General features: G+C 60.7%; 19 protein-coding genes and 1 other RNA gene. 2 read left to right on the forward strand and 18 right to left on the reverse strand.

Features of this window, described 5'->3' with window-relative positions:
- Window positions 1-2 precede the first annotated feature (2 nt).
- On the forward strand, window positions 3-1,271 hold the full coding sequence (locus BI292_RS07385; protein WP_371918709.1) for an OprD family porin: 1,269 nt from the start codon (window positions 3-5) through the stop codon (window positions 1,269-1,271).
- A gap of 213 nt (window positions 1,272-1,484) precedes the next feature.
- Window positions 1,485-2,984, forward strand: coding sequence for a sensor domain-containing diguanylate cyclase (locus tag BI292_RS07390; RefSeq protein ID WP_101207480.1), 1,500 nt, complete (start codon window positions 1,485-1,487; stop codon window positions 2,982-2,984).
- A gap of 175 nt (window positions 2,985-3,159) precedes the next feature.
- Here BI292_RS07390 and lpxC read toward each other — a convergent pair whose 3' ends face one another.
- The 18 genes from lpxC to rsmI form a co-directional block, all read right to left on the reverse strand.
- Window positions 3,160-4,071 carry a UDP-3-O-acyl-N-acetylglucosamine deacetylase gene (gene lpxC / locus BI292_RS07395; RefSeq protein WP_054045542.1) on the reverse strand — a complete coding sequence of 304 codons (912 nt, stop codon included), beginning with the start codon at window positions 4,069-4,071 and terminating at the stop codon, window positions 3,160-3,162.
- Window positions 4,072-4,183: 112 nt separating this feature from the next.
- A complete protein-coding gene (ftsZ, locus tag BI292_RS07400) occupies window positions 4,184-5,386 on the reverse strand; it encodes a cell division protein FtsZ (RefSeq protein ID WP_092278216.1) in 1,203 nt (400 codons plus the stop codon).
- A gap of 75 nt (window positions 5,387-5,461) precedes the next feature.
- On the reverse strand, window positions 5,462-6,721 hold the full coding sequence (ftsA, locus tag BI292_RS07405) for a cell division protein FtsA (RefSeq protein ID WP_046048247.1): 1,260 nt from the start codon (window positions 6,719-6,721) through the stop codon (window positions 5,462-5,464).
- A gap of 15 nt (window positions 6,722-6,736) precedes the next feature.
- Entirely contained in the window at window positions 6,737-7,606 is an 870-nt protein-coding gene (locus BI292_RS07410; RefSeq protein WP_101207481.1) for a cell division protein FtsQ/DivIB, read from the reverse strand.
- Window positions 7,607-7,610: 4 nt separating this feature from the next.
- A complete protein-coding gene (locus BI292_RS07415) occupies window positions 7,611-8,570 on the reverse strand; it encodes a D-alanine--D-alanine ligase (RefSeq protein WP_101207482.1) in 960 nt (319 codons plus the stop codon).
- Window positions 8,567-10,027: a UDP-N-acetylmuramate--L-alanine ligase gene (gene murC, locus BI292_RS07420; RefSeq protein ID WP_092278210.1), complete on the reverse strand. Its 1,461-nt coding sequence runs from the start codon at window positions 10,025-10,027 to the stop codon at window positions 8,567-8,569. The genes BI292_RS07415 and murC overlap by 4 nt, the downstream gene beginning before the upstream one ends.
- On the reverse strand, window positions 10,020-11,090 hold the full coding sequence (gene murG / locus BI292_RS07425) for an undecaprenyldiphospho-muramoylpentapeptide beta-N-acetylglucosaminyltransferase (RefSeq protein WP_092278208.1): 1,071 nt from the start codon (window positions 11,088-11,090) through the stop codon (window positions 10,020-10,022). The genes murC and murG overlap by 8 nt, the downstream gene beginning before the upstream one ends.
- The gene (ftsW, locus tag BI292_RS07430) at window positions 11,080-12,297 is read right to left on the reverse strand and encodes a putative lipid II flippase FtsW (RefSeq protein WP_092278206.1); all 1,218 of its coding nucleotides are present in this window, start codon (window positions 12,295-12,297) and stop codon (window positions 11,080-11,082) included. The genes murG and ftsW overlap by 11 nt, the downstream gene beginning before the upstream one ends.
- Entirely contained in the window at window positions 12,294-13,640 is a 1,347-nt protein-coding gene (gene murD, locus BI292_RS07435; protein WP_101207483.1) for a UDP-N-acetylmuramoyl-L-alanine--D-glutamate ligase, read from the reverse strand. Before murD ends, ftsW begins: the two co-directional genes overlap by 4 nt.
- A 5-nt stretch (window positions 13,641-13,645) precedes the next feature.
- Complete coding sequence (gene mraY / locus BI292_RS07440; RefSeq protein WP_092278202.1) at window positions 13,646-14,728, reverse strand: phospho-N-acetylmuramoyl-pentapeptide-transferase; 1,083 nt, start codon at window positions 14,726-14,728, stop codon at window positions 13,646-13,648.
- Window positions 14,728-16,095 (reverse strand): UDP-N-acetylmuramoyl-tripeptide--D-alanyl-D-alanine ligase, encoded by a 1,368-nt coding sequence (gene murF / locus BI292_RS07445; protein WP_101207484.1) that lies wholly within the window; start codon window positions 16,093-16,095, stop codon window positions 14,728-14,730. Before murF ends, mraY begins: the two co-directional genes overlap by 1 nt.
- Window positions 16,088-17,551, reverse strand: a complete 1,464-nt coding sequence (locus BI292_RS07450) for a UDP-N-acetylmuramoyl-L-alanyl-D-glutamate--2,6-diaminopimelate ligase (protein WP_101207485.1) — start codon at window positions 17,549-17,551, stop codon at window positions 16,088-16,090. Before BI292_RS07450 ends, murF begins: the two co-directional genes overlap by 8 nt.
- Window positions 17,551-19,290 carry a penicillin-binding protein 2 gene (locus tag BI292_RS07455; protein ID WP_178076543.1) on the reverse strand — a complete coding sequence of 580 codons (1,740 nt, stop codon included), beginning with the start codon at window positions 19,288-19,290 and terminating at the stop codon, window positions 17,551-17,553. Before BI292_RS07455 ends, BI292_RS07450 begins: the two co-directional genes overlap by 1 nt.
- Window positions 19,290-19,583, reverse strand: a complete 294-nt coding sequence (gene ftsL, locus BI292_RS07460) for a cell division protein FtsL (RefSeq protein ID WP_092278193.1) — start codon at window positions 19,581-19,583, stop codon at window positions 19,290-19,292. Before ftsL ends, BI292_RS07455 begins: the two co-directional genes overlap by 1 nt.
- Window positions 19,580-20,527 (reverse strand): 16S rRNA (cytosine(1402)-N(4))-methyltransferase RsmH, encoded by a 948-nt coding sequence (rsmH, locus tag BI292_RS07465; RefSeq protein ID WP_167370437.1) that lies wholly within the window; start codon window positions 20,525-20,527, stop codon window positions 19,580-19,582. The genes ftsL and rsmH overlap by 4 nt, the downstream gene beginning before the upstream one ends.
- Entirely contained in the window at window positions 20,524-20,979 is a 456-nt protein-coding gene (gene mraZ, locus BI292_RS07470) for a division/cell wall cluster transcriptional repressor MraZ (RefSeq protein ID WP_092278191.1), read from the reverse strand. Before mraZ ends, rsmH begins: the two co-directional genes overlap by 4 nt.
- Before the next feature lie 408 nt (window positions 20,980-21,387).
- Window positions 21,388-21,742: RNase P RNA component class A (rnpB, locus tag BI292_RS07475), an RNA gene on the reverse strand.
- Between the two features lie 76 nt (window positions 21,743-21,818).
- Complete coding sequence (gene rsmI / locus BI292_RS07480) at window positions 21,819-22,724, reverse strand: 16S rRNA (cytidine(1402)-2'-O)-methyltransferase (RefSeq protein ID WP_167370436.1); 906 nt, start codon at window positions 22,722-22,724, stop codon at window positions 21,819-21,821.
- Between the last annotated feature and the right edge of the window lie 159 nt (window positions 22,725-22,883).

The following is a 22,883-nucleotide window of genomic DNA, read 5'->3' on the forward strand; positions in this document are numbered from 1 at the left end:
CGATGTCCGCCAACGCCCAAGCCGCCGATGAGGCGAGTCAAGAAGGTTTTGTCGAAGGGTCAAGCCTTAACCTCAACGCTCGCAATTACTACATGAACCGCAATCGCCTGCAGAACGCCGATGACAACATCGAGTGGGGCCAGGGTTTTCTCGGTCGGTTTGAATCCGGTTTCACCCAAGGCACCGTCGGTTTCGGCATTGACGCCCACGCGATGCTCGGGTTGAAACTCGATGGCGGTGGCGGCACCGATGGTTCGAGCATCCTGCCGATCGGCGCGGGCAACGGCAAAGCGCCGGGCTCGTTTTCCACCGCCGGCGCTGCGTTGAAAATGCGCGCGTTCGACACCGAATTGAAGGCCGGCGACTTGTTCCTGACCAACCCGGTGATCGCCGGCGGCGACACCCGCATGTTGCCGCAGACCTTTCGCGGGGTCAGCCTGACCAATACCAGTTTCGATGGCTGGATGATCGAAGGTGGCCAAGCCAGTTTCACCAAACCGTACAACCAGAGCGGCCATAAACGCATCGGCGCCTCCTACGGCACCCTGGCCGACGGCGACAACAGCGAGCACCTGAACTGGGCCGGCGTGGTCTGGAGCGGTTTGCCGGGTTTGACCAGCAGCCTGTACGCCGCTGAGCTCAAGGACATCTGGAACCAGTACTACTACGATCTGGATTACACCTACGCGGTCAACGAGATGGTCAGCCTCAACCCGGGCCTGCATTTCTACCACACGCAAGACACCGGCGACGCGTTGCTGGGCAACATCGACAACAACACCTACAGCCTGCATTTTACCGTCGCCGCCGGTAATCACAGCGTCACCGCCGCGTATCAGCGGGTCAACGGCAACACGCCGTTCGACTACATCAGCCAGGGCGACAGCGTATTCCTCGACAACTCGCAGCAATACTCGGACTTCAACGGCCCGAACGAGCGCTCGTGGAAACTCAAATACGTCTACGACTTCATTGGCGTCGGCGTGCCGGGCCTGACCTCGGCAGTGTCTTACTCGCGCGGTGAAACCGATCTGACCAAGGTCGACCCGGACAGCAAGGGTTACGCCTCGTGGTACAGCGCCGATGGCAAACACGCCAAGCACTGGGAACGCGATATCGATTTGAAATACGTGGTCCAGCAAGGTCAGGCCAAAGACTTGTCGCTGCGCCTGCAATGGGCCACCAACCGTGGCGGCAACGGCTACGGCGCGCTGGATCAGGACACCGACGAATACCGCGTGATCGTCGATTACCCGTTCAACGTGTTCTGAAACCCGGCTGACCAGCTAACGCAAAAAACTGCAGGAGCGAGCCTGCTCGCGAAAGCGTTTTGTCAGTCATGACACGGCCTCTTCGCGAGCAGGCTCGCTCCTGCAGCCCGCCCTCCCAATATTCATGACTGTTTGCGGCATTAAGCGCGCGTCCTCCGGCAACGGCGGATATGCAACTAAGCTTATTAAGCCTTTTCAGCAGACAGCCAAACCATGATCGCCAGCCGCATCCCCGACATCCCGCGCAGGACCCGACGGCCAGAATGGCTGCTGCTTCTCGGCAGTTGCCTGACGGTGATCGCGATTGTCAGCATCGTCACTTACCTGTTGATCCGTGAACACGCGAATGCGCGCCAGGAAGCAACGCGCAGTGCGACGACCATTGCCCAACTGATCGACGCCGATGTGCTGCGCACCGTCGAGCTCTACGACTTGACCCTGCTGGGCCTGATAGCCGCTTCCCAACGCGATGACTTGAAGCAGATGTCGCCGCAAGTGCGGCATCTGGTGCTGTTTGATCGCTCCACCACCGCGCGCTTCAAGGGCGACATTTTGTTGCTGGATAAAAATGGCGAGGTGCTGGCCGACTCGTCGCTGATCCAGCCGAAACCGGGCAACTTCGCCGATCGCGATTACTTCCTCGCGCATCTCTCCAGCCGCGACAGCGGGATGTTTATCAGCCGCCCGTTCAAAACCCGCTGCGATTGCGAAGACCACGACCAGTGGCGCATCAGTTTCAGTCGACGCATCACCTCGCCCACCGGCGAATTCCTCGGCGTGGCGGTGGCGTCGATGCGCCTGGCGTACTTCGATGAGCTGTTCAACAGCCTGAACATCGGCAACGACAGCACGTTGAACATCATCAACAACGACGGCCTGCTATTGGCGCAAAAACCCTATTTGCTGAGCGATTCGATTGGCAAAAGCTTCGCCAACCGACCCAACGTCGAGCGCATCCTGCGCGAGGGCAGCGGCAGTTTCAGCAGCGTGTCGAGCATCGACCAGCAGCACCGTTTGTACACCTTTTCCCGAGTAGGCAATTTGCCGTTGACGGTGATCGTCGCGCTGTCCAGCCGCGAAGTGTTCGCCACGTGGCAACGCACGGCGCTGGTGGTCAGCGGCGCCACCGGTGTGTTGTGCATCGGCCTGCTGTGGTTGGCCTGGTTGCTTTCGCGCGAACTGCGCCTGCGCCACAACGCCGAGCGCGAATTGGCGCAACTGGCGGCCACCGATGCGCTGACCGGCACGGCCAACCGTCGAATGCTCGATCAGGTGCTGCGCCACGAGTGGTTTCGGGCGCAACGTTCCGGCAAACCGCTGTCGGTGCTGATGATCGATGCCGATCATTTCAAGGCGTTCAATGATCGGCACGGCCATCCGTGCGGCGACGAGGCATTGCGCGCGGTGGCGAAGGTGATCAGCAGCCATGTCCGACGGCCGGCGGATCTGGTCGCGCGTTACGGCGGCGAGGAGTTTTCGGTGATCCTCGCGGAAACCGACAGCGCCGGCGCACAGCAAATCGCCGAGCACATCCGCGCCGGCGTCGAACGGCTGCCATCGCTGGCGGGCGCGGATTCGCCGATTACTGTCAGTATCGGCATCAGCACCTGGACCACGGCCAGCGACATGAGTCTGGAGCGGTTGCTGTTTGCGGCGGACAAGGCGTTGTATCAGGCGAAAGAAGGTGGGAGGAATCGGGTGGTTGCCGACTGACTTTTGTGCTGCGTCGGCGGGTCTCTTCGCGGGCAAGCCTCGCTCCCACAGGTTTTTGCGGATCCCCTGTAGGAGCGAGGCTTGCCCGCGAAGGGGCCGTAATGTCTGCCACAAAATCCAGGCATAAAAAAAGGCCACCCGAGGGCAGCCTTCAAAAACTAGAGAGGTTTTTTGCTTACACGGCCGCAACAGGACGCATGTAAGAGATCGGTGCAGTGCTGGCGTCTTCGAAAGTCACGACTTCCCAAGCATCTGTCTGCTCAATCAACTTGCGCAGCAGCTGGTTGTTCAATGCGTGGCCGGACTTGAAGCCCTTGAACTCACCAATCAGGCTATTGCCCAGCAGGTAGAGGTCACCAATTGCATCGAGGATCTTGTGCTTCACGAATTCGTCTTCATAGCGAAGGCCGTCTTCGTTCAGTACACCATCCGCGTCGACCACAATAGCGTTTTCAACGCTGCCGCCGAGTGCGAGGTTGTGCTTGCGCAGGTACTCGATGTCACTCATGAAACCAAAGGTACGGGCGCGGCTGACTTCTTTTACGAACGAAGTGCTGGAAAAATCCACGCTTGCACTTTGTGTGCGGTTACGGAAAACCGGGTGATCGAAATCGATCTCGAAGCTCACTTTGAAACCTTCGAAAGGGACGAAAGTGGCGCGCTTGTCGCCGTCTTCCACTGTCACTTCCCGCAGGATCCGGATGAACTTCTTGGCCGCGTCCTGTTCTTCCAGGCCGGCCGACTGAATCAGGAATACGAAAGGTCCAGCGCTACCATCCATGATTGGAACTTCGGACGCGGAGAGCTCGACGTAGGCGTTATCGATGCCCAGGCCAGCCATGGCCGAGAGCAAGTGCTCCACCGTATCCACTTTGACGTCACCGTTGACCAGCGTGGTCGACATCGTGGTTTCGCCAACGTTTTCCGCGCGAGCGGGAATCTGCACCACAGGGTCCAGATCGGCACGAACAAACACGATGCCGGTGTCGATAGGTGCGGGCTTGAGGGTCAGGTATACCTTCTCCCCGGAGTGCAGGCCTACACCTGTGGCACGGATAATATTTTTCAGTGTGCGTTGTTTAATCATGGCTTGGGCCGCTTCAGCGCAAATTGCGAACTGGTATCAACAAAGGCTGGCGATAATAGCAGACCAGACCTTTGCTGAACACCAATCACCTTCATAGCCCTGATACATTCCATCAATCAGCCTGACGACGCAGGAATGCCGGGATGTCCAGGTAGTCCAGATCGTCCTGCGGATTCATCTTCGCGGCAGTCGCAGCACCGGCCTGAGCCTGGTTGCGCATGACGGTCGGACGGTCCAGGTCACGATAGTTGACAGCAGGCGCTTCCTGACGCGAAGGCGCTTGTTGCTGCTGCTGTTGCGACTGCGAAGCCACGGACGTGTGCATGGTGTTGTCGATAACCTTTACAGGCTTCTCGATTTTCGCGCCCAGACCAGTGGCAACCACGGTCACGTGCAATTCGTCGCGCATGTCCGGATCGATAACGGTACCGACCTTGACCATTGCGTGCTCGGAAGCGAAGGCTTCGATGATGCTACCCACGTCGGAGTACTCACCCAGGGACAGGTCAGGACCGGCGGTGATGTTCACCAGGATGCCGCGTGCACCTTGCAGGTTCACGTCTTCGAGCAACGGGTTGCGAATGGCCGCTTCGGTGGCCTCGCGTGCACGGTTCGGACCGCTGGCGCAGCCAGTGCCCATCATCGCCATGCCCATCTCGCTCATGACAGTCCGTACGTCGGCAAAGTCGACGTTGATCATGCCCGGACGCTTGATGATGTCGGAGATACCGCGAACGGCACCGGCCAGTACATCGTCTGCCTTGGCGAAAGCCGACAGCAGGCTGGCGTCTTTACCGAGGATGGTCAGCAGCTTCTCGTTGGGAATGGTGATCAACGAGTCGACGCTTTCAGACAGCAGACGGATACCTTCGTCGGCGATCTGCATACGCTTGCGACCTTCGAACGGGAACGGACGAGTCACCACCGCAACGGTGAGAATCCCCATTTCCTTGGCCACTTCAGCAATGATCGGCGCAGCCCCGGTACCGGTGCCGCCGCCCATGCCAGTGGTGATGAACACCATGTTGGTGCCCTGCAGGACTTCGGCAATGCGCTCACGGTCTTCGAGAGCGGCCTGACGACCTACTTCAGGGTTGGCGCCGGCGCCCAGACCTTTGGTCACGCCGGTGCCGAGTTGCAGGATGGTCCGCGCGCCGATGGATTTCAGCGCCTGGGCATCAGTGTTGGCGCAGATGAATTCAACGCCTTCAATGTTGCTCTTGACCATGTGATTAACAGCGTTTCCGCCGCCACCGCCAACACCGATAACTTTAATAACCGGGCTTGCGGGGATGTTGTCTACGAGTTCGAACATTTTCCCTCTCCTTTACGTTCTCTAGTTTTTTCGCCTACTGCGTTTGTTGCGGTCTTGCGGTGTTGCGGTAATTCTTCAGAAGTTGCCTTGTACCCAGCTCTTGATGCGATCGAGCAGAGCGGCTTTCGGTTCTTCATTGCTATAGCTGTCGCGGCTGCTGATGCCCGAGAACGAAATCCCGTCGGACTGCTTTTGCAGGCCGTACATCAACAAGCCAACGCCAGTCGAATAAATCGGGTTGCGTACCACGTCATCCAGACCTTTCACGCCGTGAGGCACGCCCAGGCGTACTGGCATGTGGAAGATTTCCTCGGCCAGTTCGACCGCGCCTTCCATCTTCGACGTGCCGCCGGTCAGGACGATGCCAGCCGGAATCAGGTCTTCGTAGCCGCTGCGACGCAGTTCGGCCTGGATCAGCGTGAACAGCTCGTCGTAACGCGGCTCGACCACTTCGGCCAAAGCCTGGCGGGACAGTTCGCGCGGTGGACGGTCGCCAACGCTTGGGACCTTGATGGTTTCACCCGCGCCGGCCAGTTTGGCCAGGGCACAGGCGTAGCGAATCTTGATTTCTTCGGCGTACTGGGTCGGGGTGCGCAACGCCATGGCGATGTCGTTGGTCACCTGATCGCCAGCAATCGGGATCACTGCGGTGTGACGGATCGCGCCTTCGGTGAAGATCGCGATGTCAGTGGTGCCGCCACCGATGTCGACCAGGCACACGCCCAGCTCTTTCTCGTCGTCGGTCAGCACCGAGTAGGCGCTGGCCAGTTGCTCGAGAATGATGTCGTCGATTTCCAGACCGCAGCGGCGCACGCATTTTTCAATGTTCTGTGCGGCGTTGACGGCGCAGGTCACCACGTGGACCTTGGCTTCCAGACGTACGCCCGACATGCCCAGTGGCTCACGAACGCCTTCCTGGTTATCGATCACGTAGTCCTGCGGCAACGTGTGCAGCACGCGCTGGTCAGCCGGAATCGCCACGGCTTGAGCGGCGTCGAGCACACGCTCAAGGTCGGCGGCGCTGACTTCGCGATCACGAATCGCGACGATGCCGTGCGAGTTCAGGCTGCGAATGTGATTGCCGGCCACGCCGACAAACGCCGAGTGGATCCGGCAACCGGCCATCAGCTGCGCTTCTTCGATGGCGCGCTGGATCGATTGCACGGTGGACTCGATGTTCACCACCACGCCTTTTTTCAGGCCACGGGACGGGTGGGTGCCGATCCCGACGATTTCCAGCGTGCCGTCGTCCGAGACCTCGCCGACCAGCGCCACCACTTTGGAGGTGCCGATATCGAGACCGACGATCATTTTGCCGCTTTGCACGTTTGCCATGGGTCCTGCCTCTTCTTAATTCTTCGCGACAGCGGGTTGGGCTGTCGTGGGCGCTACAGGTTCCCGCCAGCCAACAGCAAGGCCGTTGGCGTAGCGCAGATCGATGCGCGCAATGTTCGTAATCTGTTCTTTAAGCGTCTTGTCGTAGATGGCAATGAAGCGGCGCATCTTTTCCACCAGGTTGCCGCGTCCCAGCAGCAGTTCGATTCCCGGGCCAGCGCTGCCGGCGCCGGTGGTCAGGAACCAGCTGCCTCGTTCACGCAATTCCAGGCGTGCAATCGAGAAGCCCAATGGCCTGAGCATCTGGCTCAGCACCTGGTATTGCTGCATCACTTGCTGCTGGGCCCGCTGTGGGCCGAACAGTTGTGGCAAATGTTCGTAGTTCGCCAGTTCACGCGGGGTGAACGCCTGGCCCTGGTTGTTCAACAGCGACTCATCGCCCCAACGGGCCACGGGCAGTTGTTCTTCCAGGCGAATCACCACTTGATCCGGCCAGACCCGACGCACTTCGGCGTGGGCAATCCATGGCATGGTTTCCAGCTCGGTGCGCATGCTTTCCAGGTCGATGGTGAAGAAGCTCGACGCCACGTACGGGGCGATGCGCTGCTGCACGGCTTGCTGGCTGATGTAACTCAAATCGCCCTGCACGTTGATCTTGGTGATCGGCCGGTCGGCGTAGGGCAGCAACCGCTGCGCGCCTTCGTAGGTACCGAAGCCCAGCGCGACCAGCAACACTGGCCAGAACAGGGCTTTGAGAAAACCAAAATTGGCTTTCGGCAGGCGCGCAGACATCGGCTCTTTCGCCACCATTCGGCTGGCACCACGCGGCACCGGCTTGCGGCCGGGAGGTGCGGGGGGCTGATGTCGCAAATGCGCGCCTTGCATGGTCTTACCCTCGCGGCTCTTCAATGCTGGCGGCCAGAATCGCCAAAACCAGTTGCTGGAAATCCAGACCGGCAGCACGGGCCGCCATCGGCACCAGGCTGTGATCGGTCATGCCCGGCGCGGTGTTGACTTCGAGAAACCAGAACTGCCCTTCGGCGTCCTGCATCACGTCTGCCCTGCCCCAACCGGCAATACCCAGCGCCTCACAGGCTTTGGCCGTGAGGTCGATCAATTCCTGCTCTTTGTGGCTGTCGAGGCCGCACGGGATCCGGTACTGCGTATCGGCAGCCACGTACTTGGCGTCGTAGTCGTAGAAACTGTGCGTCGTGCCCAGGGCAATCGGAGGCAACACCTGGTCACGCAGGGTGGCGATGGTGAACTCCGGACCTTGAATCCATTGCTCGACCAACACTTGCGAATCGTAGGTAGCGGCCGCTTTCCACGCGTCGATCAACTCCGACGCAGAACTCACTTTGGCCATACCGATACTTGAACCTTCATGGGCCGGTTTGACGATCAAAGGGAAGCCCAGTTCCGTCGCCGCAGAAATACAATCCGCCTCGGAGCTCAGTACCGCATGGCGCGGCGTCGGAATGCCGAGGCTGTGCCAGACCTGCTTGGTGCGCAGCTTGTCCATCGCCAATGCGGACGCAAGGATGCCGCTACCGGTGTAAGGAATTCCCAGGCATTCGAGCAGGCCCTGCATGCTGCCGTCTTCACCGCCACGACCGTGGAGAATGATGAAGGCGCGATCGATTTTTTCGTTGAGCAAACGCTGCAGCAGGTCATCGCCGACGTCGAGGCCGAACGCGTCCACGCCAGCGCTTTGCAGTGCTTCAAGCACCGCGTTGCCGGACTTCAGCGAAACCTCACGCTCGGCACTCTTGCCGCCGAACAGCACGGCGACGCGGCCGAAGTCTTTCGGCGCGATCGTGGAGGCGAGGTTGGCGTAAGCAGCAGTCATTTCAACTTCCCCACAGTCGGCGCGGCAACCGCACCGGCGAACAACGGACTGGCGAGCAATTTCGGCGCAAGGCCACCGATGTCTCCGGCGCCCTGGCACAGCAGGATGTCGCCGGCACGCAGCAGCGGTTTCACCAGTGGCGCAAGGTCGACACCGCGCTCGATGTAGATCGGGTCCAACTGACCACGCTGACGGATGCTGTTACACAATTTGCGGCTGTCGGCGCCCGGGATCGGCTCTTCGCCCGCCGGATAGACTTCCATCAGCAGCAGGACGTTGGCATCGGCCAGGACATTGACGAAATCGTCGTACAGGTCGCGCGTGCGGCTGTAACGGTGCGGCTGGTAAACCATCACCAGACGACGCTCCGGCCAGCCACCGCGTACGGCTTTGATCACTGCCGCCACTTCGGTCGGGTGGTGACCGTAGTCGTCGACCAACATCACGTTGCCGCCGTCGACCGGCAGCTCGCCGTAGACCTGGAAGCGTCGGCCGACACCCTGGAACCCGGACAGGCCCTGGACGATGGCTTCATCGCTGACGCCTTCGTCGGAGGCGATGCAGATGGTCGCCAGCGCATTCAATACGTTGTGGTTGCCCGGCATGTTGACCGAAACGTCCAGCGGCTCGCGCTCAGGGCGCAGCACGGTGAAGAAGGTCTGCATGCCTTGCTGGCGCACATTGATTGCGCGCACATCGCAGTCATCGCCGAAGCCGTAAGTCACGGTTGGGCGTTTGACCAACGGGAGGATTTCACGCACCACCGGATCATCGAGGCAGACCACCGCCAACCCGTAGAACGGCAGGTTGTGCAGGAACTCGACGAAGGTTTTCTTCAGTTTGTTGAAGTCGCCGTCGTAGGTCGCCATGTGGTCGGCGTCGATGTTGGTAACCACGGCCACCAATGGCTGCAAGTGCAGGAAACTGGCGTCGCTTTCATCGGCTTCGGCGATCAGGTAACGGCTAGTGCCGAGCTGGGCATTGGTGCCAGCAGCATTCAGACGACCACCGATGACGAACGTCGGGTCGAGCCCACCGGCGGCGAACACCGAAGCGATCAGGCTGGTGGTAGTGGTTTTGCCGTGCGTACCGGCGACGGCGATGCCGTGGCGGTAGCGCATCAGCTCGGCGAGCATTTCCGCACGCGGCACCACCGGGATCCGGCGTTCCAGGGCGGTGGCGACTTCCGGGTTGGAAGTGTTCACGGCACTCGAAGTGACCAGCACATCGGCGTTGGCAGCGTTCTCGGCACGGTGGCCGATATAAATGTGCGCGCCGAACGATTCGAGCCGTTCAGTCACTGGCGATGCTTTGAGGTCGGAACCGGACACTTCATAGCCCAGGTTCAACAACACTTCGGCGATGCCACACATGCCCACGCCGCCGATACCGACGAAGTGGATTTTACGGATGCGGCGCATTTCCGGGTGCGGCATGGCTTTCTGATTCTCAACCATGGGCCACCTCCAGGCAGGTGTCGACAACGTTACGGGTAGCATCAGGTTTCGCCAGACGGCGGGCCGCGTTGGCCATGTCATTGAGTCGTTGCGGTTGCATCAGGACCTCTGTCAGGCGTGCGGCAAGATCTGCGGCGCCAGTCGTTCTTTGTGGCATCAGGAAGGCTGCGCCTTCACGGGCCAAATATTCGGCGTTGCGGGTCTGGTGATCGTCAATCGCGTGGGGCAAAGGCACCAGCATCGAGGGCAGACCGGCGGCGGCCAGTTCACTGATGGTCAACGCGCCTGCACGGCACACCACCAGGTCGGCCCAGCCATAGGCTTGGGCCATGTCTTTGATGAATGGCTGCACTTGCGCCTCGACGCCAGCCTCGCGATAGCGCTGCGCAGTCACTTCATCGTGGTTTCTGCCGGCCTGATGAAACACTTCCGGACGCAGGTCGGCGGCGACTTGCGACAGGGCTTCAGGCAGCAACTTGTTCAACGGTTCTGCGCCCAGGCTTCCGCCGAGGATCAGCAAACGCGCCTTGCGACCGGCCAGGGCTGGTCGCGGTGTTTCGAGGAACAGCTCGGTGCGCACCGGATTACCGGTGGTCCGACGGCTGTTCGACAGGGTAAAGGTGTCGGGGAACGCTTCACAGACTCGGGCGGCCAACGGCATCAGCAACCGATTGGCGGTACCGGCGACGGCGTTCTGCTCGTGAACGATGACCGGCACGCCAGACAGTTTCGCCGCGACGCCGCCGGGGCCGGTCACATAACCACCGAAGCCGACCACGCACACCGGCCGCAGCCGACGAATGATCGCCCGCGCCTGCCAGATCGATTTGAGCAACATCAATGGCGCCTTGAGCAGCGACAGTTTGCCTTTGCCGCGCAAGCCGCTGGCATTGATCCGATGCAGTTCCAGACCGGCCGCCGGGACCAGGTCATTTTCGATGCCGCGCGGCGTGCCAAGCCAATGCACGGTGTAGCCGCGTGCCTGGAATTCCCGCGCGCAGGCCAGCGCCGGGAACACGTGCCCGCCAGTGCCGCCGGCCATGATCAAAACGTTAGCGCCCATGGGTCGGCTCCTCGGCGAAGTCGCTCTCATGGAACTCCATCTCTTCACTGCCCAAGTGGGTTCGACTCTCCCACTCGATGCGCAGCAACAAGCCGAGACAGGCACAGCAGATCACCAACGAACTGCCGCCGTAACTGAGGAACGGCAAGGTCAAGCCTTTGGTCGGCAGCAGGCCGACGTTCACGCCGATGTTGATCAGGAACTGACCAATCCACAGGAACGACAAACCGTAAGCCACGTAAGCGGCGAAAAACTGCTTGGCTTTCTCTGCCCACAAACCGATGTACATGCCGCGAATACACACGAACACGAACAGCGCGACGGTGCACAACGAACCCACCGCGCCGAGCTCTTCGGCCAGTACCGAGAACACGAAGTCGGTGTGCGCTTCCGGCAGATAAAACTGTTTCTGCACGCTGTTGCCCAGGCCCACGCCCAGCCATTCACCGCGACCGAACGCGATCAGGGCTTGCGACAACTGATAACCGGCGCCGAACTGGTCGGCCCACGGGTCGGCGAAGTTGGTCAGACGCGCCATTCGATAGGGCTGTACCTGAATCAGCAACACCACCGCGCCAACCGCCAATACCACCATCAGCGAGAACCGGAACAGCCCGACCCCGCCAAGGAACAGCATCGCTGCCGCTGCGCCCATCATTACGACGGTGGCACCGAAGTCCGGCTCCATCAGCAACAGCCCGGCCATTGGCAGCAGCACGATGAACGGCTTGAAGAAGCCCATCCAGCTCTCGCGCACTTCTTTCTGCCGACGGACCAAATAACCGGCGAGGTAAATCACCACGAACACCTTGGCAATTTCGGATGGCTGCACGTTAAAGAAGCTGAACCCGATCCAGCGCATCGAGCCGTTCACTTCCCGGCCAATGCCCGGGATGATCACCATCACCAGCAAGCCGAACGCGCCGAGCAGCATCAGCCAGCCGAGGCGTTGCCACGTGGCGATCGGAATCATCATGGTGACGATGCAGGCACCGAGGCCCAGAACGATGTAGATCAAGTGACGGGTCATGTAATACAGCGCGCTGCCTGACTGCACGGCGGCCACTTCGGTGGAAGCCGAGGCAATCATCACCAGGCCGAGGCCGATCAAGGCGAGGCAACCAACGAGCATCGGGAAGTCGAGGTCGATACCGCGCCCGGTGATGATCGGCGACGGATACGGTTTGATGATATTTCGCAGGCTCATGCCAATTCCTCCACAGCGCGGACGAACTGGTGACCACGGTCTTCATAATTCTTGAACATGTCGAAACTGGCGCAGGCCGGCGACAACAGCACCGCGTCGCCGGGTTCGGCGATGGCGCGGCATTGGGCGACAGCTTCGTCCAGCGAGTTGACGCGAATCAGCGGCACGCCGTGGCCGATGGCCTGGCCGATCAAGTCGGAGTCGCGGCCCATCAGCACCACGGCGCGGCAGTTGGCCGCCACCGGATCGCGCAGATCCTTGAATTCGGCGCCCTTGCCGTCGCCACCGGCGATCAGCACGAGCTTGCCGTCGATGTCCGCGCCCAAACCTTCGATGGCAGCCAGTGCGGCGCCGACGTTGGTGGCTTTGGAGTCGTTGTAATAGCTCACGCCATTCAGGTCGCGGACCCACTGGCAGCGATGCTCAAGCCCGGCGAAGGTGCGCAGGCTGGCGAGCATGGCGTCGAACGGCAGGCCGACCGCATGACCCAGCGCCAGTGCCGCGAGGGCGTTGGACTGGTTATGCGCGCCGCGGATTTTCAATTCGCGCACCGGCATCAGGTTCTGGAATTCGAAGGCCAGGTACTTCTCGCCGTCTTCTTCGCGGATGCCGAATGCCTTGAAATCAGGTTTGCTCAAACCGAAGGTCCAGCACGGCTGGCCCTCGCCCATCAACGGACGGCTCAAGGCGTCCTGACGGTTGACCACAAACTGCTTGGCGCCACGGAAGATCCGGTGCTTGGCCAAGTGATAGGCCGGCAGGCCGCTGTAGCGGTCCATGTGGTCTTCGCTGACGTTAAGCACGGTCGCCACTTCAGCGCCGAGGTGGTCAGTGGTTTCGAGCTGGAAGCTCGACAGTTCCATGACGTACAACTCGACGTCGTCGCTGAGCAAGTCCAGCGCCGGCACCCCGAGGTTGCCGCCGACCGCGACACGTTTGCCCGCCGCCGCTGCCATCTCGCCAACCAGCGTGGTGACGGTGCTTTTGGCGTTGGAGCCGCTGATCGCAACAATCGGCGCTTTCGCGTTACGCGCGAACAGCTCGATGTCGCCGGACAATTTCACGCCACGGGCCGCAGCAGCCTGCAGCGCTGGAGTCGCCAGCGCCAGGCCGGGGCTCACGTAGAGCTCGTCGGCACGGCAGAGGAATTCGACGTCGAGCTCGCCACAACGCACTTCCACGTGCGGATAGTCACGCTTGAGCGTGGCCAGTTCCGGTGGATTTTCCCGCGTGTCGGCGACGGCAAACGACGTGCCCCGGTTCGCCAGAAAGCGAACCAGGGACATGCCGCTCTTGCCGAGGCCGACAACGATGCGGAAGTGGTCAGAAGCGATCAGAGACACTCGTTCTACCTCAGCTTCAGGGTGGCAAGGCCAACCAGTACGAGAATCACGGTGATGATCCAGAAACGCACGATCACGCGCGGCTCGGGCCAGCCCTTGAGTTCAAAGTGGTGGTGAATCGGCGCCATGCGGAACACGCGGCGCCCGGTCAATTTGAAGGAGGCCACCTGGATGACCACCGACAGGGTTTCCATCACGAACACGCCGCCCATGATGAACAGGACGATTTCCTGACGCACGATCACGGCGATGGTGCCCAGCGCGGCGCCGAGCGCGAGTGCGCCGACGTCGCCCATGAACACTTGCGCCGGATAGGTGTTGAACCAGAGGAAGCCCAGGCCCGCGCCGATCAATGCGCCGCAGAACACGATCAATTCACCGGCGCCGGGCACGTAAGGAATCAGCAGGTATTCAGCGAACTTCACGTTACCCGACAGGTAGCAGAAGATCCCCAGGCCACCACCGACCATCACGGTCGGCATGATCGCCAGGCCGTCGAGGCCGTCAGTCAGGTTGACCGCGTTGCTCGAGCCGACAATCACGAAATAAGTCAGGACCACAAAACCGATGCCCAACGGAATGCTGTGATCCTTGAGCATTGGCAGGATCAGCGTGGTTTCCACAGCGCTCGGGGCGGTCATATAAAGGAAGATCGCCGCGCCGAGGCCAAACACCGATTGCCAGAAATACTTCCAGCGGCTCGGCAAGCCCTTGGAGTTTTTCTCGATGACTTTGCGGTAATCGTCGACCCAGCCGATGGCGCCGAACAGCAAGGTCACCAGCAACACGGTCCAGACGTAACGGTTGCTCAGGTCAGCCCACAACAAAGTGCTGATGCCGATAGACGACAGGATCAGCGCGCCGCCCATGGTCGGGGTGCCGGATTTGGACAGGTGCGATTGCGGACCATCGTTGCGAACGGACTGGCCGATCTGCCGGTTCTGCAGAGTGCGGATCATCCACGGGCCGTAGCACAGCGACAAAACCAGCGCGGTCAGCACACCGAAGATCCCGCGCAGGGTCAGGTACTGAAAGACCGCGAAGCCTTTGTAGAACTGTTGCAGATACTCCGCTAGCAGCAGCAGCATTAATGATTCTCCAGACTGGACCCGCACAAAGCGGCGACGATGTTTTCCATCGCAGCGCTGCGCGAGCCCTTGATCAAAATGGTGGTGTTTGGGTCTTGCTCGGCGCCGAGGGCCTCGATCAGCTCAGCCTGAGTGCTGAAGTGACGAGCCTGCGGGCCGAATGCGTTCACGGCGTGAGCCATCATTGGCCCGACTGCGTAAAGCGCGGAAACCTTGCCACGGGCATATTCGCCCACGTCGCGGTGCCCCTGCTCCGCCCAGTCGCCCAACTCGCCGATATCCCCGAGCACCAGGACGGTGCGGCCGGAAAAGCCGGCGAGTATATCAACGGCGGCGCACATTGAGGTGGGGTTCGCGTTGTAAGTGTCGTCAATCACGCGCATGCCGTTGGTGGCCAGTTGCGCCACGGTGCGGCCCTTGACCGGTTGCACCGCGCCAAGTCCGGTGGCGATGCCAAACAGCGACACACCCAAGGCGTGCGCGGCAGCGGCGGCGGCCATGGCGTTGGCAACGTTGTGCACGCCGAGCAGGTTCAGTTGCACGCGTTCCACGCCTTCAGGGCTGTGCAGATTGAAGGACGGGCAACCGCGCGCATCGCGGTCCAGCTCGCTGCCATAAAAGTCGGCACTTGGATTGTTCAGTGCGAACGTCAGCACTTGGCGCTCGCCAGCACGGGCCTTCCAGATGCCGAAAGCCTTGTCGTCGAGATTGAGCACGGCGACGCCATCGGCATCCAGCCCTTCGATAATCTCGCCTTTGGCTTCGACGATTTTTTCCGGCCCGCCGAACTCGCCAACGTGGGCGGTTCCGGCGTTATTGAGGATGGCCACGTGGGGCTTGGTCATGGCCACGGTGTAGGCAATTTCGCCAAGGCGCGAGGCACCGAGTTCGATGACTGCGGCGGTATGTTCCGGCGCGAGTTCGAGCAAGGTCAGCGGCACGCCGAGGTCGTTGTTCAGGTTGCCACGGGTCGCGTGCACCGGACCGCGCGTGCGCAGGATGCTCGCGAGCATTTCCTTGACCGTGGTTTTGCCGCTGGAACCGGTGACTGCCGCGACCGGATTGCTGAAAGCGGCACGGTTCAGCGCGCCCAATTGGCCGAGGGCCTGGCGGGTGTCCGCGACCAGCAATTGCGGCAGCGTGCTGTCGGCGACTTCGCGCTCGACCAATGCCGCCACCGCGCCTTTGCCAGCGACGTCGTTCAGATAGTCATGACCATCGAAACGTGGACCGGTCAACGCAATAAACAGTTGGCCCGGCTTGATCGCACGGCTGTCGATGCTGACACCGTCGAAACTGGCGTCGGCAGCAATCAGGCGCGCGTTCAATGCGCCGGCCAGTTCACTAAGCTTAAGGGCTTTAAGCATGGGCCACCTCCCACGCGGTCAAGGCATGATCGGCCTCGACCAGATCGGAGAAGGCGTGGCGCTGGCCGTTGATTTCCTGATAGTCCTCGTGACCTTTACCGGCCAGTACAATCACGTCATCGGCCGAGGCAGTGGCGATCAACTGCGCAATCGCCTGACCACGGCCAGCCACGAAGCTGACTTTATCCACAGCGCTGAAACCGGCGCGGATGTCATCGAAGATCACCGAAGGATCTTCGGTGCGCGGGTTGTCGTCGGTGACCAGCACGCCATCGGCCAGACGCTCGACCACTTCGGCCATCAGCGGACGCTTGCCGCGATCGCGATCACCGCCGCAACCAAACAGGCACAGCAACCGACCCTTGGCGTGTGGACGCAGGGCCATCAAGACTTTTTCCAGCGCGTCGGGCGTGTGGGCGTAATCGACCACCACCAGCGGCTGAGTACCGCCGCCCAAACGCTGCATGCGCCCGGCCGGACCTTCGAGTTTTGGCAGAACCTTGAGAATTTCGTCGAGCGCGTAGTCGAGGCCGAGCAAGGCGCCGATCGCCGCGAGGACGTTGCTCAGGTTGAAGCGCCCGAGCAGCGCGCTGCGCAGGTGATGCTGACCTTGCGGCGTGACCAGCGTGGCGCGCACGCCTTCGTCGTCAAACTGCGCTTCACGGCAATAAAGGTAGGCGCTGGAGTTTTCCAGGCTGTAGGTAATCAGGCGCGACTCACGTTTATCAGCGGCGAGTTGCCGACCGAATTCGTCGTCGAGGTTGATCACCCGGCATTTCAAATCGTTCCAGGCAAACAATTTGGCCTTGGCTTCGCCGTAGGCCTGCATGGTGCCGTGGTAATCCAGATGATCGCGCGACAGGTTGGTCATCACCGCCACGTCAAACGCCAGTGCGCTGACCCGGCCCTGATCCAGACCATGGGAAGAAACTTCCATGGCCACGGCTTTGGCCCCGGCCTTCTTCAGGTCGGCGAGGGTCGCTTGCACGGCAATCGGGTTCGGCGTGGTGTGCAGGCCGCTTTCCAGCGCGCCGTAGAAACCAGTGCCCAACGTGCCGACGATGCCGCAATGCTGGCCGAGCAAATCCAGTGCCTGCGCGACCAATTGGGTCACGCTGGTTTTGCCGTTGGTGCCGGTGACGCCCACCAGATTCAGGTGATGGCTCGGCTCGCCATAAAAGCGCCCGGCGATGTCCGACAGCTGCGCCGCCAGACCTTTGACCGGAATCAGCGGCACATCGGTGATCGGCAGCACAGTGGCGCCTTCGACTTCATACGCCACCGCCGCCGCGCCGCGTTGCAAGGCATCGGCGATGTGCGCACGGCCGTCGAACTTGCCGCCAGGCACGGCGAGAAACAAATCGCCGGCGCGCACATTGCGGCTATCAAGTGTAAGTTCGCGGATCAACAGATCACGACCGGCATGCGGAAAAATCTTGTTCAGACTAAGAGACATCAGCCGCGCCCTCCATTGGCTTTCAGCGGAACGACCGGTGCAGCGTTGGCTTGTTGGGTTGGCGGCAGATTGTCCGGCGTGATGTTCATCAGGCGCAGGGTCCCGGACATCACTTTGCTGAACACTGGCGCCGAAACCAGACCACCGAAGTAACCGGCTTTGGTCGGTTCATCGATCACCACGACGATGGCGAAACGCGGATCGCTCATCGGCCCGAAACCGGCGAACAGCGAGCGGTAGGAATTCTCGGCGTAGCCTTTGGTGCCCACGGAAGTCTTGCGCGCGGTACCGGACTTGCCGGCCACGTGATACGCCGGCACTTGCGCACGGAATACGCCGCGCGGGGCCTCGATCACTTGGGTCAACATGCCTTGCATGGTTTTCGCGACGTTTTCCGGCAACACTTGCGTGGTCTGCGGCGGCTTGTCGGTCTTGATCAATGTCAGCGGCGCGAGGCGACCGTTGTTGGCCAGCGCCGAGAAGGCGTGAACCAGCTGAATCGCCGTCACCGAAATACCGTAGCCATAGGACAGCGTGGCGGTTTCAGCCTTGCGCCATTCGCGGTAGTTCGGCAGGTTGCCCACGCGCTCGCCAGGGAAGCCGAGGCCGGTGTCCTGGCCGAGGCCGACTTTTTGCGCGAGACGGAAAATCGTTTCGCCGCCGATATCGAAGGCGACTTTACTCATGCCGACGTTACTGGAGTTGATCAGGATGCCGGTCAGATCGAGCACCGGGCCTTCACTTTTCGAAACGTCTTTAATGGTGTATTTGCCGATCTGCAGCGAACCCGGATACACCTCGACGGTGTCGCTCGGCTTCCAGCGCCCGGTTTCCAGAGCGGCGCTCATGGAGATGGCCTTCATAGTCGAACCCGGTTCGAACACGTCGATCATTGCGCGGTTGCGCATCATCGCCGGTTGCAGGTTGCGACGGTTGTTCGGGTTGTAGGTCGGCTGGTTGACCATGGCGAGGATCTCGCCGCTTTTCACGTCCATGATCACCAGACTGCCGGCCTTGGCGCCGTTCTCGATGATCGCGTTGCGCAGTTCGCGGTTGGCCAGGTATTGCAGACGCAGGTCAATCGACAACGCCAAGGGCTTGCCGGCCTTGGCGTTTTTGGTGACCTGGACATCCTTGATCAGCCGACCGCGCCGATCCTTGATCACCTGGCGCTTGCCAGGGACCCCGGCCAGCCATTCGTCATATGCCAGCTCGACGCCTTCGCGCCCGTGATCGTCGATGTCGGTGAAGCCGACCATGTGGGCGGTGACTTCGCCGGCAGGGTAGAACCGGCGGAACTCTTCAATGCCGTAGACACCGGGCACTTTGAGGTCGAGCACCGACTGGCCCTGCTCGGGGGTCAAACCGCGCACCAGATAGATGAATTCTTTATTGGCCTGGGCTTCAAGACGCTCGCTCAGGGCTTTCGGGTCCTGGCCCAGCGCCGCTGCCAGTGCCGGCCACTTCTCTTTGGCCTGCTGCATTTCTTTGGCATTCGCCCACAGCGTGGTAACCGGGGTACTCACGGCCAACGGCTCGCCGTTACGGTCAGTGATCAGACCACGGTGAGCCGGAATCGGAATGTGTCGAACACTGCGCGCATCGCCCTGACCTTTGAGGAAGTCACGGTCGACCACTTGCAGGTCGATGATGCGCCAGCCGATCGCTGCCACCATGATCCCGAGCAAGCCCATGACCACGCGGAACCGCCAAGGAAACAGTGCACCTTCGAGTTTCATCATGGCGCCACCATCTGTACTTCGGCGGCGCCGGGAATGCGCATCTTCAGTTGTTCGGTGGCCAGCACTTCGATACGGCTGTGCGCAGTCCAGGTGCTCTGTTCAAGAATCAAACGGCCCCATTCAGCTTGCGCCTTGTCGCGCACGCTCAACTCGTTGTACAGCGAGTTCAAGAGCTGACGGTTCCAGTGCGCGCTATACGACACGCCGATGGCCGACACGAGCACGCCGATGAACAGCAGCATCATGAAAAAGCTGCCGCCAGGCAGTGGCTTGGCGAAAAGCTTGCTCACCGCAACTTCTCCGCGACACGCATGATGGCGCTACGGGAACGTGGGTTGGCTTTGAGTTCGGCCTCGGAGGCGGACTGCGCTTTGCCATGGACTTTGATTTTCGGTTCGAACGCGACGTGACGCACCGGCAGGTTGCGCGGCAAATTGTCGGCCTCGCCTTTCACCAGTTTGCGCATGAAGAGTTTGACGATGCGGTCTTCCAGCGAGTGAAAGCTGATCACCACCAGACGACCGCCGATTTCCAGGCTTTCGAGCGCGGCTTCGAGGCCGGCTTCCAGATCGCCCAGTTCGTTGTTGACGTGAATGCGCAGGCCCTGGAACGCGCGGGTTGCCGGGTTCTTGCCTTTTTCCCAGGCAGGGTTGGCAACTTTCAGCACTTCGGCCAGATCGGCGGTGCGCTCGAACGGCTTGATATCGCGGCGTTCGGCGACGGCGCGGGCCATACGCCCGGAGAAACGTTCTTCGCCGTATTCCTTGAACACCCGGGCGATTTCTTCCACCGGCGCGGTGTTGACGAATTCGGCAGCGCTGATCCCGCGAGACGGGTCCATGCGCATGTCCAGCGGGCCATCGTTGAGGAAACTGAAGCCGCGCTCCGGGTCGTCGAGTTGTGGCGACGACACGCCGAGGTCGAGCAGCACGCCGCTGACCTGGCCGGCCAGACCGCGTTCGGCAACTTCCGAACCGAGCTCGGCAAAGCTGCGCTGCACAACGACAAAGCGGCCGTCTTCGGCCGCTAGCGTTTGCCCGGTGGCAATCGCTTGAGGATCTTTATCGAATCCGAGCAACCGACCATCGGGACCGAGCTGACTGAGGATCAGCCGACTGTGCCCGCCGCGTCCGAACGTGCCGTCCAGATAGCAGCCATCAGGACGTACGGCGAGAGCCTCCACGGCTTCGTCGAGCAGTACGGTGATGTGGTTAAAGCCGCTATCAATAGTCACAGGATCAAATCACGCAGTTCATCAGGCATGGCGCCCGGTTGTTGAATGGCAGCCAGATCAGCGGCAGAAACCGCATCCCAGGCATCCTCGTCCCACAATTGGAACTTGTTCAGTTGGCCTACCAACATTGCGCGCTTATCCAACTTGGCATATTCGCGCAGACGCGGCGGAACCAGAAAACGACCACTGCCATCGAGCTCGAGGTCGACGGCATTACCAATCAGCAAACGTTGCAGGCGACGGTTTTCTTCGCGAAGCGAAGGCAAGGCGCGCAGTTTGGTTTCAATAATTTCCCACTCATCGAGTGGGTAAACACACAAACATGGATCAACGGCATCAATGGTCACGATCAATTGGCCGGCACTACGCGAAACCAACTCGTCACGGTACCGGCTCGGCATAGCGAGACGGCCCTTTGCATCGAGATTGATAGCGTTAGCTCCGCGAAACACGTCAGCGTTTCTCCAATTTTTATCGTTTTGAGCTCAAAAAACCCACTTCATGCCACTTTCCGCCACTTGCGCACACTATAGGAATGCGCCCACCACACCGTCAAGGCGCGTATTCAAGGAAAAGCCTTACAGAACGGAGATTTAGCGACGTAAAAGGAGGGGTAACGAGAATCTGACGTATGTTTCATCTCAATAACTTGATTCAGCACGGATGGCTGCGCTCGAAAGTTAAAGTGATTTGTTAAGAGTAAGATTTTTTTGGTATTACGAGAGAGGTCTGCTGGTGTTTATGTTCGCGGGGAAACCGAAGCGACAGCGGAGGTTTTTCAATGACTTGCAGCGAAGGCTAATCGATATCACGAAAGCCCGCTACAAGCACCTGCCTGATGATTCAAGCAGGAAGAAAAAGTGGAGAGTCGATCTGTAAGCCGGGTTCTGTCTTGAACAGTCATTCGTCTACGATGGCCATCACTGGACATCTTTAGCAACCTACCCGGTCCCAGCGCGGGCCACGCCTTGGGACCCTATTTGGTCTTGCTCCAAGTGGGGTTTACCTAAGCCACGAACTGTTGCCAGTCGCGCGGTGCGCTCTTACCGCACCTTTTCACCCTTACCGTCGCCGAAGCGCTTAGGCGGTTATTTTCTGTGGCACTTTCCGTAGGCTCACGCCTCCCAGGCATTACCTGGCACTTCGCCCTATGGAGCCCGGACTTTCCTCCCCCCCCTAATTTTCATAGAGGGCAGCGACTGTCCAATCGACTCTCCGGCGCGAAGGTTAACGGCAGAGCGCCCGAAGAACAAGCGCTAAACGCCTTTGGCAGCGCCTGCGCGTCGGGTTTTCACTCGCCCTTCTGTTTATCCAGTGCGACCTGGTAGAGCACATTCTTGCGCTCACCGGTAATTTGCGCGGCCAGGGCCGCGGCGCGTTTGAGCGGCATTTCTTCGAGCAGCAGATTGAGGATGCGCATCGCTTCGCTGCTGACCGCGTCTTCGGTTTCCGGCGCCGACCAACCTGCGACCAGCACCACGCACTCGCCGCGCTGCTGATTGCTGTCGGACTCGACGAACTCGCGCAACTCGGCGAGCGGCAGGCCTTTCAGGGTTTCGAAGGTTTTGGTGATTTCGCGCGCCAGCAGCGCCGGGCGCTCGCCACCGAACACCAGCTCCATGTCTTGCAGGCATTCGAGAATACGGTGCGGCGCTTCATAGAAGATCAGCGTGCGCGGCTCTTCCTTGACCAGCTCCAGACGTGCGCGACGGCCGACCGCCTTGGCCGGCAGGAAACCTTCGAAAATGAAGCGGTCCGACGGCAGCCCCGCCGCCGACAGCGCGGCGATCAACGCGCAGGCGCCCGGCACCGGCACCACGTTGATGCCCGCCGCGCGCGCCTGACGAACCAAGTGATAACCAGGATCGGAGATCAGCGGCGTGCCGGCGTCGGAAATCAGCGCCACATCGTCGCCGGCCAGCAGACGCGTGATAAAGCGACTACCTTCATCCCGTTCGTTGTGTTCATGACAGGCTGCCAGCGGCGTCGGAATACCGAAATGCTGCATCAGGCGTTGCGAGTGCCGCGTGTCTTCGGCGGCGATCAACGCGACGTCGCGGAGGATTTTCAGCGCGCGGGCACTGATGTCATCCAGGTTGCCGATGGGCGTCGCCACCACATAAAGCGAGCCAGCAGCGGAATTCAAAGCACCTGGAGCAGTCAAAGCGCACACCTCATGATCGGTAAAAGCCGCCATTGTAACGCGTAGTGACGCTGGCGACAGACACCAGCCGACCTCGGTTTTGCGACCCTTCGTGCAGCGCTGCAACATTTACACGAGCTAAATTGACCGTTTCACGCCACTAACATCGCGCCCCGGCCAGTGCTTGGGTACAATTCCACGCTAATTTGATCG

The organism is Pseudomonas sp. 43NM1 (assembly GCF_002836905.1).
GTDB lineage: Bacteria > Pseudomonadota > Gammaproteobacteria > Pseudomonadales > Pseudomonadaceae > Aquipseudomonas > Aquipseudomonas prosekii.